Source organism: Pantoea sp. X-Soil-TKNS-1207 (assembly GCF_059730485.1).
Genome location: NZ_AP035958.1, coordinates 2,581,719 through 2,597,523, shown reverse-complemented (window position 1 = coordinate 2,597,523; position 15,805 = coordinate 2,581,719). Strand labels below are relative to the sequence as shown.

At 56.4% G+C, this 15,805-nt stretch carries 16 protein-coding genes; 8 read left to right on the top strand and 8 right to left on the bottom strand.

All coding sequences use genetic code 11. The features are described 5' to 3' along the window. Positions 1-65: 65 nt before the first annotated feature. The 4 genes from AC6I8V_RS12200 to AC6I8V_RS12185 all read left to right on the top strand — a co-directional run bounded on the left by AC6I8V_RS12200 (position 66) and on the right by AC6I8V_RS12185 (position 1,646). Positions 66-452 (top strand): hypothetical protein, encoded by a 387-nt coding sequence (locus AC6I8V_RS12200; protein WP_497842519.1) that lies wholly within the window; start codon positions 66-68, stop codon positions 450-452. After that, positions 436-780, top strand: coding sequence for a hypothetical protein (locus AC6I8V_RS12195; protein ID WP_497842518.1), 345 nt, complete (start codon positions 436-438; stop codon positions 778-780). The genes AC6I8V_RS12200 and AC6I8V_RS12195 overlap by 17 nt, the downstream gene beginning before the upstream one ends. 68 nt (positions 781-848) lie before the next feature. Further along, complete coding sequence (locus AC6I8V_RS12190; protein ID WP_497842517.1) at positions 849-1,202, top strand: hypothetical protein; 354 nt, start codon at positions 849-851, stop codon at positions 1,200-1,202. A gap of 177 nt (positions 1,203-1,379) precedes the next feature. Further along, positions 1,380-1,646, top strand: a complete 267-nt coding sequence (locus tag AC6I8V_RS12185) for a hypothetical protein (protein ID WP_497842516.1) — start codon at positions 1,380-1,382, stop codon at positions 1,644-1,646. A 20-nt stretch (positions 1,647-1,666) separates the two neighbouring features. Here AC6I8V_RS12185 and AC6I8V_RS12180 read toward each other — a convergent pair whose 3' ends face one another. After that, a complete protein-coding gene (locus AC6I8V_RS12180; protein WP_084875590.1) occupies positions 1,667-1,906 on the bottom strand; it encodes a DinI-like family protein in 240 nt (79 codons plus the stop codon). Positions 1,907-2,077: 171 nt separating this feature from the next. Between AC6I8V_RS12180 and iraP the strand changes: the two genes are divergently transcribed. Continuing rightward, complete coding sequence (gene iraP, locus AC6I8V_RS12175; protein WP_497842515.1) at positions 2,078-2,371, top strand: anti-adapter protein IraP; 294 nt, start codon at positions 2,078-2,080, stop codon at positions 2,369-2,371. Between the two features lie 215 nt (positions 2,372-2,586). Here iraP and AC6I8V_RS12170 read toward each other — a convergent pair whose 3' ends face one another. From AC6I8V_RS12170 to AC6I8V_RS12160, 3 genes are all read right to left on the bottom strand, one after another. Further along, positions 2,587-2,910, bottom strand: coding sequence for a DUF6388 family protein (locus AC6I8V_RS12170; protein WP_497842514.1), 324 nt, complete (start codon positions 2,908-2,910; stop codon positions 2,587-2,589). Between the two features lie 73 nt (positions 2,911-2,983). Beyond that, positions 2,984-4,273 (bottom strand): ABC transporter substrate-binding protein, encoded by a 1,290-nt coding sequence (locus AC6I8V_RS12165; protein WP_497842513.1) that lies wholly within the window; start codon positions 4,271-4,273, stop codon positions 2,984-2,986. Between the two features lie 11 nt (positions 4,274-4,284). Next, entirely contained in the window at positions 4,285-5,847 is a 1,563-nt protein-coding gene (locus AC6I8V_RS12160; RefSeq protein WP_497842512.1) for a methyl-accepting chemotaxis protein, read from the bottom strand. A gap of 216 nt (positions 5,848-6,063) precedes the next feature. Between AC6I8V_RS12160 and yedD the strand changes: the two genes are divergently transcribed. Next, a complete protein-coding gene (gene yedD, locus AC6I8V_RS12155; protein ID WP_497842511.1) occupies positions 6,064-6,528 on the top strand; it encodes a lipoprotein YedD in 465 nt (154 codons plus the stop codon). Between the two features lie 47 nt (positions 6,529-6,575). Here yedD and amyA read toward each other — a convergent pair whose 3' ends face one another. The 4 genes from amyA to fliD form a co-directional block, all read right to left on the bottom strand. Continuing rightward, positions 6,576-8,057 (bottom strand): alpha-amylase, encoded by a 1,482-nt coding sequence (gene amyA, locus AC6I8V_RS12150; RefSeq protein WP_497842510.1) that lies wholly within the window; start codon positions 8,055-8,057, stop codon positions 6,576-6,578. Between the two features lie 109 nt (positions 8,058-8,166). Next, on the bottom strand, positions 8,167-8,526 hold the full coding sequence (fliT, locus tag AC6I8V_RS12145; RefSeq protein WP_497842509.1) for a flagella biosynthesis regulatory protein FliT: 360 nt from the start codon (positions 8,524-8,526) through the stop codon (positions 8,167-8,169). Then, on the bottom strand, positions 8,526-8,933 hold the full coding sequence (fliS, locus tag AC6I8V_RS12140) for a flagellar export chaperone FliS (protein ID WP_021182881.1): 408 nt from the start codon (positions 8,931-8,933) through the stop codon (positions 8,526-8,528). Before fliS ends, fliT begins: the two co-directional genes overlap by 1 nt. A 9-nt stretch (positions 8,934-8,942) precedes the next feature. Next, positions 8,943-10,376, bottom strand: coding sequence for a flagellar filament capping protein FliD (gene fliD / locus AC6I8V_RS12135; protein WP_497842508.1), 1,434 nt, complete (start codon positions 10,374-10,376; stop codon positions 8,943-8,945). Positions 10,377-10,713: 337 nt separating this feature from the next. Between fliD and AC6I8V_RS12130 the strand changes: the two genes are divergently transcribed. Both AC6I8V_RS12130 and AC6I8V_RS12125 read left to right on the top strand, forming a co-directional pair. Then, positions 10,714-12,012, top strand: coding sequence for a FliC/FljB family flagellin (locus AC6I8V_RS12130; RefSeq protein ID WP_497842507.1), 1,299 nt, complete (start codon positions 10,714-10,716; stop codon positions 12,010-12,012). Between the two features lie 181 nt (positions 12,013-12,193). After that, positions 12,194-15,721: a glycosyltransferase gene (locus AC6I8V_RS12125; protein ID WP_497842506.1), complete on the top strand. Its 3,528-nt coding sequence runs from the start codon at positions 12,194-12,196 to the stop codon at positions 15,719-15,721. Positions 15,722-15,805 lie beyond the last annotated feature (84 nt).

Below are 15,805 nucleotides of genomic sequence, written 5' to 3'. Positions count from 1 at the left end.
CTGTTATGGCAAGGGCGGGTAACGAACTCCGGGCCGCAATGCTTGCCAGCGATGAGAGGTGGGGCATGGAGAGTAGTTTGGTCACCAGCGTCGGTGCGCTGCTGCTCGGTGGCGGTGCGGCGGCATTGTTCTGGAAACCCTTAATGGCGGGTATCGCTGCGATCGTTACCAGCAACCGTGCCGGTGGGGAAATTATCACCAGCTACAAAGAGCAGGTGATGCTGCTCAAAGAGAGCCATGCGCTGCTACGCCAGGAGAATGATGATCTGCGCGTCCGCCATGACAGAAACCTGCGCCGCATCTCATCGCTGGAGACTGACCTGCGGCTGATAAAAAACGCGCTTGGCATTCTGCTGGCGATGACTGAAGCCGATCAGAGCGACAAGTTTCGCAGCCAGGTAAATCAACTGATAGCCACCCTGGGGGAGAGTAGCGATGGTTCAGATAAATAGTGAGTTTGCGGCGAAAAATCATCGTCGCCACCTGGTGCTGGGCGGTTTGCTGATGGGACTGTCACTGCTGTGTGTGGCGATGACGATCCTTTTTCTTTATGTCAGCAACAGCGCCAATCGACGGGTTGAGGATATCCGGCGCGAGTATCGCGCCATCGCTGACCGGCGCGAAGCCAAGGTGGATCAGCTGACCAGCCAGGTCACGGTGTTGCAGAGAAAGCTTGATGGCCTGCCAGACCGGACGGCAAATAAAACCGCCGACAAGGTAAAGCAGCAGGTAAATAGCGATGGGCAACCCGGCGCACGGCGTGAAGGAGGTGGGCGATGAGCATTACCGAACGGATTGCAGCCAGCTTCGGCAGTCTGCGGTCTTTATTATCCAAAGAGGAGAAAATTATGAGCGATCAATCAATTATCGATCAAACTACCACCACCACTCCTGGCGCGACGGTTGCGCCAGCTGACACGGCGGCAACGAGCAATGCTGCCGCCCCGACGACAGCCAGCACGCCAGCGGATGATTTTGCTAACAGCATTGCGTCAGCGACGACGGCTTCTACGCCAGCGACATCGGTTGCGGCGCCTGCGGCACAGCCAGCTACCGCCACGGCGAGTGATGCCGTCACCCAGGATATCACCGCGGGAGTGAAAGACTTTGCGCAGGCGCTGAGCTTTGTCGAAACCGGCGTGGCACAGCTGGGTGTCGCTGCGAAGGATGAACTGGTCGCGCTGGCACGAAAATATCTGTAACCCGCCGGACGCGTATTACCAGGGGCAGCGATGCCCCTTTTTTATTTTTATCCGGCGCAGCCATCGGCAACGACAGCAACAGTTCCGATTATTCCTAATGCGGCTTCGCTATTTTCTACTACCTTTAATCACTCGGACGTTATTTTAACTGGCAATATTCGTGAAAAGGAACATAGCATGAGTGATTCAGAGGCAATCAAAACCAAAACTGACTACCTGCGTGATGTCACCTCACAGCTAAAAGAGATGCGTCACTACGCGCAGACCAACACCGAAACCCTTTCCAGTCACTGGCTGGCCTTTGATGCCGGTGAGTACAAAGACAAAGAGTATGCCGGGCGTTTCGATGCATTGATCAATAAGCAGGGCAAACTGCTGGACGATATTGATCAGGCGATTCAGGATCTGGAAATCGCCATTAATCATAGCGAGCAGGAAAGCTAAGTACGGTGGGCGCTGGTGGCTCAGTCGGCCACCAGCCACATATCGGCTTCATCGAACATCTCTTCGATGATGCGTGCCAGGGTGGCTTTCTCGTTTTTACTCATGTCGGTCTCGATCGCATTGCGTTCCATCGGCTTGACCCGCACCTCGATTTCCGGAAACACCCGCTGCACGCGTTTTTCCAGTTCCTGCAAAATCATCTCACGCGCACCGGGTAATCCCGCCACGTTGCGCTTGTCGTAAATCAGCTCCACAAACATCAGGGCATTCCTTTAAGCAAACAGAGCGTCATATTACTGTAAATAAAAACAGTATCAAGCGGCAGAGTGCGCTTCGCTGAAAATTTTATTGGCGCTCACAGCGCAACAGGGATTTTGCATTAATACTCAACATCGTCACGATAGGGCACTTTTATATTCCGGGGGATAAATATGCGACAGCTGGTAATCGATATTTTGCTCAAGATGGCAAAAATGGATGTAGAAGCGAAGGAACTGATGGCGCAGGTAGAAGCGCAATCACTGCTGGTTGCCGCGCTGCTGATTCAGGCAAAACAGGATAACTCGCTGACCATCAGCGACACGGTACAGGATGCGATCGTCACGGCATCCCATTCATCAGAGGAGTTTTTACAGTCAGATGTGGATCTGTTGCTGACGCATATCAATCGCCTGCTGGCGGTGGCGCGTTACGTGGAAGTCAAAGCGATTGAGCGGGAAGAGTAAGAAAAAAAACAGACCTCTGGAGGTGGAAATCCAGCAACACCTCCAGAGGCGGTGCAACAGCACCATTCGTTCAAGGACAATCTACGACCGAAGTCGTAGGTTAAGTTATACAGCATTTTTAATGTTGTACAACTTTATCCTGAACATTTTGAGTGGTTGGAGGTGTGTCTGTAATGCCACTTTAAACCAGAGTCGCGTGATTTCTTACGCGTAATTCAGAGTTCGTTCTTAATGCAAAACTCTTCCCAGGTCATGCCCAGCGCCGTCGCATGGGATTTCAGATAGGTTTCAATCGCCTCGGCTGCCACCGCTTTGTCCGGCTCGGCGAGCTGAATAGAAAACAGCATACCATCCAGATTCTTCTGACGTAAAAAAGCCGCATAGATGCGTTCCGCGTGCCACTGACGCAGGGCGGTCAGCGTCATGCCGGCCTGCTCCGCATCGTTGTCCGACAGCTCATCCAGTGCCGACTGGAAATCAGGGTGGGCGGCGAAAAACATCTCGCGTGCCTGGGCGTAATACTGTTCTGGCGTTTTCATTCGGGGTTCCTGCGGGTCAACTCAGGGCGCTAGTGTAACCTGCACCGCCGGGCTTGTCAGGAACCCCGACCAATCAATGCCGCTGTTGATAAATACGCGTAACGTCCTGCTGATTCTTCGCCAGGGTTTCGTCGAGGGTCAGTTTACCGTTCAGCATGTCGGCCAGATTCTGCCCGACCGCATTCCCCATCTGATCAAAGCCCGGAATGCTGACGTACTGCACCCCCTGATAGGGCACCGGGTTGAGCGTCGGCTGTTCTACCGTGGCGCTTTCTATCGCTTCCCGCACCTGTGCAGCATAAGGCGCCAGACGTTGATAACTGGCCTGCTGATAGGTGGAGTTACGACTGCCCGGAGGTACCGCCCCCCAGCCAACGGTATCCGCGACCTGCTGGATATACTGGCGTGAGGTTGCCCAGCTGATGAACTGCACCGCCGCATCCTGGTTTGGCGTATTGGCGGGTACCGCCAGCGCCCATGACCACAGCCAGTGTGAACCGTTACGCGTCACGCCGCCGGGGGCCGGGGCAAACGCCAGCTTATCCGCCACCAGCGAAATCTGCGGATTGACCAGCAAACCGGCGGCAACCGTGCTGTCGATCCACATGGCGCATTTACCCTGAGCGGTGAGACGCAGGATCTGCCCAAAACTGTTCTGCACCGTGTCCGGCGGGCCATCCTGTTTCACCATCGCCAGGTAGTCAGTCAGCGTTTCACGCCACTGCGCTGAATTGAGGGTTGGCTGCCAGTTGGCATCGAACCACTGCGCGCCGTGGGCGTTGGCCATGGTCGTCAGCAAGGCCACATTATCCCCCCAGCCCGGCTGGCCACGCAGGCACAGACCGTAGATGCCTTTTTGCACGTCAGTCAGCTGGGCGGCGAAACGTTTGATATCGCTCCAGTTTGGCTCGGCAGGCATGGTGAGGCCTTTTTCCGCAAACAGGTCTTTGCGGTAGTAGGTCATGCTGCTTTCGCCATAAAAGGGCAGGGCGTAGAGCGTTTGCTTCCACGACAGGGCTTTGCGCACCGGGGTTAGCAGATCGTCGCTGTCGTAATCGGCGGGCAGCTTATTCAGCGGAGCCAGCCAGCCTTTCTCGCCCCACAGAGGGGCTTCGTAGGTGCCGACGGTAATCACATCAAACTGTGCCTGGCCGCTGTTCATGGCCGACAGCACCGCCTGACGCAGGGCGCCGTCGTCCATCACATGCCATTGCAGCTTTACGCCTGGATGCTGCTGCTCATACTGGCTGGAGAGCTGCTGCATGATGGTCATATCACCGTTGGCGATAGTGGCGATATTCAGCGTGGTGGCGGCCGGTGCCAGCAGCGGCAGTGCGGCCAGCAGGGCGAGTAATTTGCGCATTATGCAGCTCCTCAAGGCTGAAGTGGCTGGCCGCCATCCTGTAGGCGGAAGAATGACATCTTCTCCACCAGCAGCCCGGCGTGCTGGCTAACGGTCTGGCTGGCGGCACTGGCCTGCTGCACCAGCGCAGCATTCTGCTGCGTTGCGCCATCCATCTGGATCACCGCCGTATTCACCTGCTCGATACCGCTCGATTGCTGGCGGCTGGCGACGGCGATCTCACCCACGATAGCGACCATGCGCGCCACGCCCTGATTGATGTCATCCAGCATCGCGCCCGAGCGCTGCACCAGCTCGCTACCGGCCTCCACTTTGCTGACGCTGGCCTGGATCAGCTGTTTGATCTCCTGGGCCGCGCCCGCAGAACGTTGTGCCAGCTGGCGGACTTCTGCGGCCACCACGGCAAAGCCGCGACCCTGTTCACCGGCACGCGCCGCTTCCACGGCGGCGTTGAGCGCCAGCAGGTTGGTCTGGAAGGCGATTTCATCAATCACGCGGTTGATGTCGGCTATACGTTTGCTGGACGACTCGATCTCCTCCATCGCGCTGACCGCATCGCGCAGCACCTGGCTGCCGCGCTCTGCCTGGTGGCGCACATCACTGGCCAGCTCATTGGCCTGCGCGGCGTTATCGGCGTTATGTTTTACCGTGGCCGTCATCTGCTCCATGCTGGCGGCGGTCTGCTCCAGCGAACTGGCCTGCGCATGGGTGCGCTCGGAGAGGTCATCGTTGCCATCGGCCATCTGGCGCGCGGCATCGCTGAGCGCCCCGGCGCTGGAACCCACTTCACGTACGATCTCTGACAAACGCACATCCATCCGCAGCAACGACTGCATCAGCTCGCCCATTTCGTCGCGCGAGACTTTCCCGATGCGGTGATTCAATTCACCGGCGGCAATGGCTTCAGCCAGCTCGCACGCCTGATCAATCGAACGACGGATCGAACGGTTGAGCAGCCAGCCCGCCGCCAGCGCGATGCTGAGACCGGCAAGCAGCACCACAATCAGGCTGTTGCGCGCCAGCTGATAGGCGCTGTTGCTTTGCTGCCAGGTATGTTCGGCATGTTGATGCATCAGCGCATCGAGATGATCAATATCCTGCCGGAGCAGCTGGCTGCCGCTGTGCAGACGGGTTTCAATCACCACCAGCGCCGCAGAAGGGTTGCCGCTTTTCAGCAGTGCCCCGGCGTCATTGAGGGCTTTTTGCCAGCTGTCGAGATGGCTGATAAAGGCCTGGCTGAGGGGACGGGTCTGGGCATCGACTGTCAGTTGCTGCCAGGTGTGACGATCTTGGCCAATCCGATCGCCATACTGCGCGATACGCGCCAGCCGTTTATCCACTTCGCTGGCGTCGGTCCAGTAGCGCAGGGCATCAAACAGGGTGGAGGATTGTTCCTGCACCATGCGGTACAGGCGGGAAGAGTATTGCAGCGGTAATAATTCATTCTGATAGGCGTTTTGCGCCCGTTGGTCAGCGGCGCGAAGTCCCAAAATTCCCCAGCCTGCGGCCACAATTAACAAAATACACAGCAGTCCGACAATGGATGCCAGACGCGCGTGAAGGGTCAATCGCATAACAGCGTTCTCCGAAACGAAGTTGAGTGTGTAGTCGGCGTTGTTATTGTTATCGCAGGTCCTTTTCACTCCAGCTGTAGTTATCGGCGTGCCGCTAACCGGCTTGAATCTTTTCCTCAGACTGACAACACTTAATCGCGATGACGCAGATATCTTGCGGAAGGCATGGCAAAAATTATAACGTAGCCGCCATTGAAGCGAGTGTAGGGACCGAAGATGAAAAAGTGGATGGTACTGGCGGCGCTGGCGCTGACCGGTTGTGCGCAAATCAACAATTATGAAGCGGCAGTGAAAACCCCGGCACCGGCCGAGTTGCAGGGCAACTGGCAAACGGTAGGCCCGCAGCGCAAGCTCATCAGCGATCAGGCGCTGGGCAGCCTGATTATCAGCCCGGAGGGTGATACGCTGGATTGCCGCCAGTGGCAGCGCGTGATTGCCAAGCCAGGCAAACTGACCCGTCTGGATAACCAGTGGGTTAACGTGACGCGCCTGGTACGGGTGATGCCGCTGAAACTGGAAAATGGCGAACTGCGCTATGACGGTTTGCGGATGCGTAAAGTGGATCGCCCGACCGTGGAGTGCCAGAAGGCGCTGGCGCAGGTGACGGACGATCAGAAACAGACGGTGATTCAGAATATCGAGCCAGAGATTATGAAGCCGGCGACGATGATCGCTGAGTAATCATTTACCCTCGCACTCGCCGTTAGCGGCAGAGTGCGAGGGTGCCGCTACTCCGTCACCACCCACAGGCTGACACTGCCCGCATTGCAGCGGAACTGGGCGTTGCCGTCGGCATCAGACGTAATAATCTCCTCACGGTGGCCAAGTATATCGCGCCACTGCTTGCCGCCGTAGCCAGCTCCCATCGCCACCTGTTTTTCTCCCTCATCACCATTCGACATAATCACCACGCAACCCGGATTCTCCTCGGTGCCGCTGCGGCTGAAGGCGACGCAGTTGGGATGATCGAAATAGTCGGTCTGTACGCCCCAGGCATACTGCTGACGCGCGCGGATCAGGGGTTGCAGCTCAGGGATCACCGGCATCTCAATCTGGTACATCTCGCCGTCACCGCCCTCATCTTCATAGCTGGCGCCAAACAGGTCGGGGTAAAAGACCGTCGGCACCCCCTGTTCACGCAGCAGAATCAGCGCATAGGCCAGCGGTTTAAACCAGGGTTCGACCGGGGCTTCCAGCGATTGCAGCGGCTGGGTATCGTGGTTGGCGACGATGGTGACCGCATGCCAGGGATCGGCCACCACCAGTGAATCATCGAAGATTTTGCTCAGGTCGTATTGATTGCCCGCTTTCGACGCTTCGTGGAAGTTCATATGCAGCGGGGCATCGAACAGCATGGTTTTCCCTTCCACCTGATGCACATACTGTTGCAGTTTATCGGTCTCGTGCGACCAGTATTCCGCCACGATAAACATCGGCTCCTGGGCCACCGCCTGCACATGGTCAATCCACGCTTTGTAAAACCATGCCGGAATGTGTTTCACCGCATCAAGGCGGAAACCGCTACAGGGCACCTGTTCCATTACCCAGCGCGCCCAGTATTTCAGCTCCTCGCTCACCGCATTATTGCGGAAGTCGATATTGGCGCCCATCAGATAGTCGAAGTTGCCCAGCTCGTTATCTACCTGATCGTTCCAGCCTTCGGCGGTGTAATCATTGATGATTTTAAACACCCCGTTCTCATCGGGATTCTCGATGTGATCCACGCCGCTAAAGCATTTGTAATCCCAGATAAACTGCGAGTACTGACCGGCGCGCGCCGGAAAGGTGAAACGCGTCCAGGCCTCGGCGTCCACCACTTCATCAGCGATCTCATCACGGTTATCCGGATTGACGCGGTTAATTTTCACCACCTCTTTCTCATCGGCGCCCATTTTGTGGTTCAGCACCACATCCAGCAGCACGCCAACGTTGTGACTGCGCAGCGCATCAACCGCCGCCAGCAGTTGCTGCTTGTCGCCATATTTGGTGGCGACGCTCTCTTTCTGATCGAACTCGCCTAAATCGAACAGATCGTAAGTGTCATAACCGACCGAATACCCGCCGGACTCCCCTTTATAGGCGGGCGGCAGCCACACCATGGTGATACCCAGCTCACCGAGCCACGCGGCTTTTTCCGCCACTTCCGGCCACAGCTGGCCGCCATCCGGGTAATACCAATGGAAAAACTGCAATAACGTGGGATTGGGCATGAATTGCACTCCAGAGGGGGGACGATGTGCAATCAAGTATGGAGTAAGCGACAAAAAAGACGCAGCGGCAGGAAAATTTCTTTTCGCTGCCGCGACGCGAGGGCTGGATTCAGAGCGATCCGCGCGGGACTAATACGCTGCCTTGTTTGGCGTAGGCGCTCATCACCGATTTCTGGCGTGATGATTGGCCGACCAGCTGCGCCAGTTCATCCATACGGGCCTGCAACAGACGTTTGACTTCACTCTCGTTGTCGAGGATATGGCGTAATACCGGGCGCAATTGCTCCTGGGTTTGCTGCGAAGGTGCGGCGTCCTGCGTCGAACGTGCCAGCTGTTGCACCGCACTGACGTAATCCATTTCCCTGGTGATCAATTCATCCCATTCGCCCTCTGCTGCTAGGCGCAGCATTCCCTGGCTGAGATCGAGTAGCTGTTGATAGATAGCGATCAGATGCGGTGCGATAGTCATTAAACGGCGTCCTGAAGGTGTTGAGGTTGAGCGACTTCTTTCCAGGCATCAGCAATGTTACGCAGAAGGCCTTCAACTTCTTCGATGGCTTCCACGTCATTGCGCAGATTGGCTTGCAGCAGACGGCGTACCATATAGGCGTACAGTCCTAACAGGTTATCGGTGAGTTCATCACCGCTGCCTTCTGCCAGACCCTGTTTGAGTCCGTTTTCGATAATGTTGATCGCTTTGGAGAGCGACAGACCTTTGCCCTCCATATTGCCATCCTGCAAAAACAGGCGGGCGCGGACCAGCGCGCTGAGCGCGCCGTCAAAGAGCATCACCACCAGCTGTTGCTGGCTGGCGCTCATGACGGCGCTTTCAACGCCGATTTTGGCATAGGCTTGAGTGCCGTTTGCGCTATACATGATCACTCCTTATGAGGATGAGCTGCTGGTGCTGGAGCTGCTGCTTGACGAATCGAACTGCTGCGTCAGGTAGCTGCTGGTGCTGTTCAGCGAACTCATCAGAACGTCGAGCTGAGTAAACTGCGTTTTGTAGCGTGCCACCATGTTGTCGATACGCGTGCTCATATCGTTGTACTGGGTCGTCAGGTCATTGAGCGTTTTGCTCACGCCGTCGGTGGCCGCCTGCACAATACCGGTGGTAGAGAGCCAGCTGGTCAGGTTAGTGGCGATGGTGGTGGTGATGCCGGTGGTTGTACCGTCACCGACGATCATCTCTTTCACGCCAGCAGAATCGCTGGTCAGGGCAGTTGAAAGTTTATCGGAGTCCAGTTCCAGCTGGCCGGAAGTCGGGTCGGTGGTGATACCGATCTGCGCCAACGTTTTATAGGTGGAGGAGCTTTGTGCGTTGGTCAGCATACTTTTCAGCTGGGTCTGAATCGTACGCAGGGTGCTATCACCCAGCAGCGCGCCGTTGCTGGAGTCCTGAGTATCAGAACCCACATCCACCGCGGTGTATTTGGTCAGCGTATCGAACTGCGTCAGCAGGGTGTTGTAAGCATCCACCCAGTTGGAAATCGCGGTGTTCGCTTTCGAACTATCTTTGGTGATGCTGAGCGTGGCGTTACCGGTGGTGGTGTCGTTCAGCTTCAGCGTGATGCCTTCCAGCGCATCGCTGATTTCGTTACTGCTGTTTTCAATCGCGACGTTATTGACCGTCAGCTTGGCGTTCTGCGCGGCCACGCTTTGGGTCATCACATTGCTGCTGGCGGTTGAGTCATAACCGAGGATGCCTTGCAGAGTGTCATCACCGGTCACGCTGATGCTGCTGACGGCATTGTCGCTGCCGGTTTCGCTCGAGGTCAGCGACAGGCGGTAGGTGCTATCACCAGTTTTAATGATGGAGGCGGTAACGCCTGCATCGGCACTGTTGATAGCATCACGCATCCCGGTCAGCGACGTCTGATCGCTGGTCAGGGTAATGTCTTTGCTGCTGCCATCCACCAGTTTAATGGTCAGCGTGCGGCTGCTGGCAGAGCTATCGCCCAGCGTGGCGGTGTTGCTGCTTTGCGTTGCGGATGTCAGCGTTTGCGCCTGCGCCAGCTGGGAGACGCTGATGGTGTAGTTACCGGCGACGGTGGTGCCGGAGGTGGTAGCACTGAAAGCGGTGGAGCTGCTGGTTGCGCTGGTGGCGGTAAAGAGATCGGCGCTGTTTAATGCGGTGTTCGCCGTCTGGAAGGTTGTCAGGGCGCTTTTCAGGGTGCCATACGCGCTCAGTTTTGCGGTATAGGCACTCTGCTGGTTGGAGATCGGCGTTAATGACGCTTTCTCAGCAGTTTCCAGACTATCCAGAATGCTACTTAAATCGAGGCCTGAACCGACACCCAGGGTAGATATACTTGCCATGTTGTTTCCTTTCTATGTCGACACGGAGAGTGAATACCGGGGTTATCGGCGTTGAATGGGGAAAGTTTAAAATTATTTACCTACGGGTAATAAAGCGAATAACGCATATAGAGAAGGGTATTTCTGGCGCTAGAAAAGTGATCAATTGACTCTAAAGAAGTTAGCGGGCAGGGCGATAAAGATAAGCGTGACAGGCTGAAGAGAAAAATTTTTGCCTGGTACTAAAAAAAATCTAAAGGTTGTTTAAGGGCAGACGATAACAACTTTGACGGCGCTGAAGCCGGCGGGTTGAAGCCCACACCTTAACCGAAAGACTTGATTAACAGGAATATTTATCATGGCCCAAGTCATTAATACCAACAGCCTCTCGCTGATCACTCAGAACAACATCAACAAGAACCAGTCTGCTCTGTCTACTTCTATTGAGCGTCTGTCTTCTGGTCTTCGTATCAACAGCGCTAAAGATGACGCTGCTGGTCAGGCAATTGCCAACCGCTTTACTTCTAACATCAACGGCCTGACTCAGGCTGCTCGTAACGCCAACGACGGTATCTCTGCTGCGCAGACTACTGAAGGCGCACTGTCAGAAATCAACAACAACTTACAGCGTATCCGTGAACTGACTGTTCAGTCTCAGAACGGTACCAACTCCGATTCCGACCTGTCTTCAATCCAGGACGAAATCAAATCACGTCTCGACGAAATTGACCGTGTGTCTGGCCAGACCACCTTCAACGGCGTGAACGTGCTGTCTAAAAACGGTGCAATGAGCATTCAGGTTGGTTCTAACGATGGCGAAACCATCGATATCAACCTGCAGAAGATTGACTCTTCAACTCTGGGTCTGAGCGGCTTCTCTGTTGCTAAAAACAGCCTGGATGTGACTGATTCCATCTCTCAGGTTGCTGATACCGGCACCGGCGTGATGACTGACGTGGATATGTCTGACGTGGCAACTAAACTGGGCGTGGATAAGAGCACTCTGTCTCTGCACCAGATCTCTGGCACCAGCCAGTATGTCGTCCAGTCTGGCAGCGATAACTACTCTGTATCTGTAGACAACTCAGGCGCAGATGCTGGTAAAGTTGAGCTGAACACCGTTAACGTCTCTTATGGTGATGCTGCTAACGGTCTGGCGACCAGCGGTGCAACTCAGAGCGGTCAGCTGGTTAAAGTGGGTACAGACAGCGGCGGTACCGTAACTGCTTACACCACCGTACAGGGCAAAAACTATGCTGTGTCTGCGAGCGAACTGACTAACAGCCAGGACGCGACTAAACCGACCAGCGGCGTTGCCAGCGTTGAGCTGAGCACCAGCGGTGCAACCACCGCGACTGCAGAATTCTCTGGTGCAGCGACTGCTGACCCACTGGCTCTGCTGGACAAAGCTATCGCAAGCGTGGATACCTACCGTTCAAGCCTGGGTGCGGTACAGAACCGTCTGGATTCTGCCATCACCAACCTGAACAACACCACGACTAACCTGTCGGAAGCGCAGTCACGTATCCAGGATGCGGACTACGCGACAGAAGTGTCAAACATGTCTAAAGCGCAGATTATCCAGCAGGCAGGTAACTCCGTGCTGGCTAAAGCCAACGCCGTACCGCAGCAGGTTCTGTCTCTGCTGCAAGGCTAATCGCCTTAACACTGTTTATCGACAACCCCGCTTCGGCGGGGTTTTTTTTGCCCTGAATAACGCCAGAATCCTGTCACTGCTTGGCGAATTGAATGCGGCGCAAACCCTTACCATGAGGAAAAATCGTCTTTCTGCGTGCTCTACACCCAGCGACGCAGCTATTGCCAGAAAAGGGCCTCTGATGAACCACTCTCCACTTGTCAGCATCATTATCACGGCGCAGTTCCCGGTTTGGCTGGAAGAGGTGCTGAACAGCGCACTGGCGCAGGATCACCCCCACTGCGAAATTCTGGTCGCTGACTTCAGCAGCAAAACCTTTATTCCAGCGCTGTTGCAGCCGTACCTCGACCAGCCGGGCCACCCGGTCAGGCATCTGACCTTTCCGGCCGATCATCCGACGGTGATTGCGGATGCCATCCAGGCGGCGCAGGGCGACTATATCAAGCTCCTCAGTTTCGGCGATCTTCTTGCCAGCGACTGCGTCAGTACGCTGCTTGCGGGACTGCTGGCAGCACCCCAGGCGGTGCTGGCGCTCGCCAAACGGAATCGCATCGATCCCCTTGGTGAGCTGCTGCCGGATATCCTTTCCACTGCGGCCATTCTGCCGCAGGCGGGGGTGATCAGCGGCACCGGCCTGCTGCGCTATCAGTGTCGGCTGAGCTACAACCTGCTGGGCGATCTTTGCGCCACCCTGATACGCCGCGATCGGCTGCTGGCGCTGATGCCGGATCCGCACGCGCTGTTCAGCATTGAGGGTGAGGCGCAGCCAAAAATCGCTGCGCTGGTGTTGTACAGTAAATTACTGACGCAGGGCGATGTCGTCTGGTTTCCCACGCCGTTATGCTCGGTGCGGGCATCGGATATTTATCCCCAGCCGCACCAGACCGAAGGTGATGAGCATCATCGCCTGCCGCGTGAACAGTTGATTCATCAGCTGTGTAAAGCGCCGTGGTACACCAGCGCCAGAGGGCCTTCTGAGCTGGTCTCTGTAACCACGCTGACGCAACCGGCTACCGTCACGCAGCAAAATCTCCGGCAGCTGCAACATCACGCGCTCAGCCTCAATACGCTTTACCACTGGAATGCGGTGCGCAAGCTGGCGCCCAGACATCAGGCGGCGCTGCAACAACTCAGCGCGGAGGTGACGCAAAGCGTTTGCCTGGCGGTGGTGATCAATGTCACCCCGGAGAATGCCGCCCAACTGGGCGAGACGCTGGCTTCCCTCGAGGCGTTTTCCTCACCGTTTCTGACGTTGCGTCCGCTGCTGGTGGGCGCCGTGGCGGATAACACCGCAGGTGTGCTGGCGTTCCCGGCGCAGGCAGAAACCCGGCTGGCGGTGATCAATCAGTTGATCAATGAGCAGGACGCTGGCTGGTTTATCTTTGTTGAGGCGGGTACCCGCTTCAATGCCTCTGGATTGATCGCGCTTTCCACCACACTGCACGCGCGCGCGGATGTGCTGGCGCTGTATGCCGATGAATACTTCTTTATTAACCAGGAGCCTGCTGGCCTGGCGTTCCGCCCCGACTTCAACCTCGATATGCTGCTCAGTTCGCCGAAAACCATGGCGCAGCACTGGCTATTCCGCCGTGAACTGCTGCTGGCGGCCGAGGGATTTGACGTCAGTTATCCGCAGGCCGCTGAACTGGATCTGATCGTTAAATTGATCGAATCGCAGGGACTGAATGTGGTCGGCCATCTGGCTGAACCGTTGCTGACGGCACACCTGCGCGCACGCGACATTGCGATGGATGCGCAAATCATCCAGCGCCACTTACAGAATCGCGGTTATGCCGATGCTGAAATCGCCATCGACAGCTACTACAACTACCGTCTGCGCTACAACCACGCCGCCCAGCCGAAAGTCTCCATCGTGATCCTCGCCGGGCAGAGCCTGCCCGCGTTGATTACCTGCGTCACCACGCTGCTGGAGAAAACCCGCTATCAGCATTACGAATTGTTGATTGTGGCGGACAACCAGCCCAGCGCGGAGCGTGACAACTGGCTGGACGCCATCGCCACGGTGGACCCGCAGCGTATTCGTGTGGTGCGCTTTGCGGGTGAGTGGCATCAGGGAGCGATGGGCAATCTGGCGGCAGAGCAGGCGCAGGGCGAATACCTGATGTTCCTGCATAGCGAGCTGGCGGTTACGGATGGCGACTGGCTGGATAATTTGCTCAACCATGCCCAGCGCCCGGAAGTGGCGATTGTTGGCGGTAAGCAGCTGTCAGCCGACAACAAAGTCCGCCATGCAGGCTTTGTGCTAGGGGTTAACGGCGTGGTCGGTGATGTGCTGCGTGGCCTCAACGACAACGCCCCCAGCGCGCTGGGACGTCTGCATCTTGACCAGAATTACAGCGCGGTTTCTGGCGACTTTATGCTGGTGCGCTTTGCGGTGTTCGCGGCGCTGAATGGTTTCGATGAAGCGCAGACGCTGTATAGCGATGTGGATTTGTGCCTGCGTGCCCGTGAACAGGGCTATTTAACGGTCTGGACGCCTTACGCCCGCATTCTGCGTGCTGCCGAACGCAAAAGCCCGTTTGCCGGGGTGTCGTTAAAATCGGCCGCCGGCCTTAAGCAGCAGGAAGAAGATAAGCTGTTGCAGCGCTGGCAGCCGCTGGTGGGCCGCGACCCGGCTTATAACACCAATCTGTCGCTGCGCAGTCGCCATTTTGATCTCAGCAACGACAGTGAAGCGAGCTGGCAGCCGGTTAAGCGTGCTGACTTGCCACAACTGCTACTGCATCACTCCGATACCTCAGGTTGTGGTCACTACCGCATGATGCAACCGCTGCACGCCATGCAGATGGAAGGCAAAGCGCAGGGTCATGCGTCGCTGTCGCTGCTCAATCTTAGCGAAGTGGTGCAGTATCGCCCCGACAGTCTGATCATCCAGCGCCGCTTTGCGCCGGCTTTCCATACATGGATCGCCCGTGCGGGTAAGCTGCCTGATATGTTCAAAGTCTTCGAACTGGATGACTACATCCTGAACCTGCCGATGAAGCACTATAACCGCGTCAATTTCAGTCAGGAGATTTCCGGGCATCTGCGCAAAAGCCTGAGCTATTTTGACCGTTTTGTTGTCTCCACGCCGCCACTGGCCGAGGCACTGGCCGCGTTCCACCCGGATATTCAGGTGGTGCTGAACCGACTGCCGGTCAACTGGTGGGGCAATCTGCACAGCCTGCGCGGTCAGGGGCGTAAACCCCGTGTCGGCTGGGCGGGTGGATCCAGCCATCAGGGCGATCTGGAGATGATTGCGGATGTGGTGAAAGCGTTGTCCGGCGAAGTGGAGTGGGTGTTTATGGGGATGTGCCCGCACAAACTGCGTCCTTACATCCATGAACATCATGCTGGCGTTGACATCAGTCTCTATCCTGCGGCGCTGGCGGCGCTCAATCTGGATCTGGCGCTGGCGCCGGTGGAAGAGAACATCTTTAACGCCTGTAAAAGCAATCTGCGTTTGATGGAGTACGGTGCCTGCGGCATTCCGGTGGTGTGCAGCGATGTGGAGTGCTATCGCAACACGGAACTGAATGTGACGCGGGTGAAGAACCGCTTCAAAGACTGGGTTGATGCTATCCGTATGCACCTCAGTGACCTGGATGAAAGCGAAAGAAACGGTCTGGCCCTGAAAAAACAGGTGCACGCGGAGTGGATGCTCAGCGGCAGCCATGTTGATAACTGGCTTAAAGCCTGGCGCGGCTGACGGGCAGGCCAGCACCTGACCGGGTGCTGGCCTGAACGGGAAATACCCCTTTTTTGCCCTTTGTTTTGCGGATTGGTTGCCGCA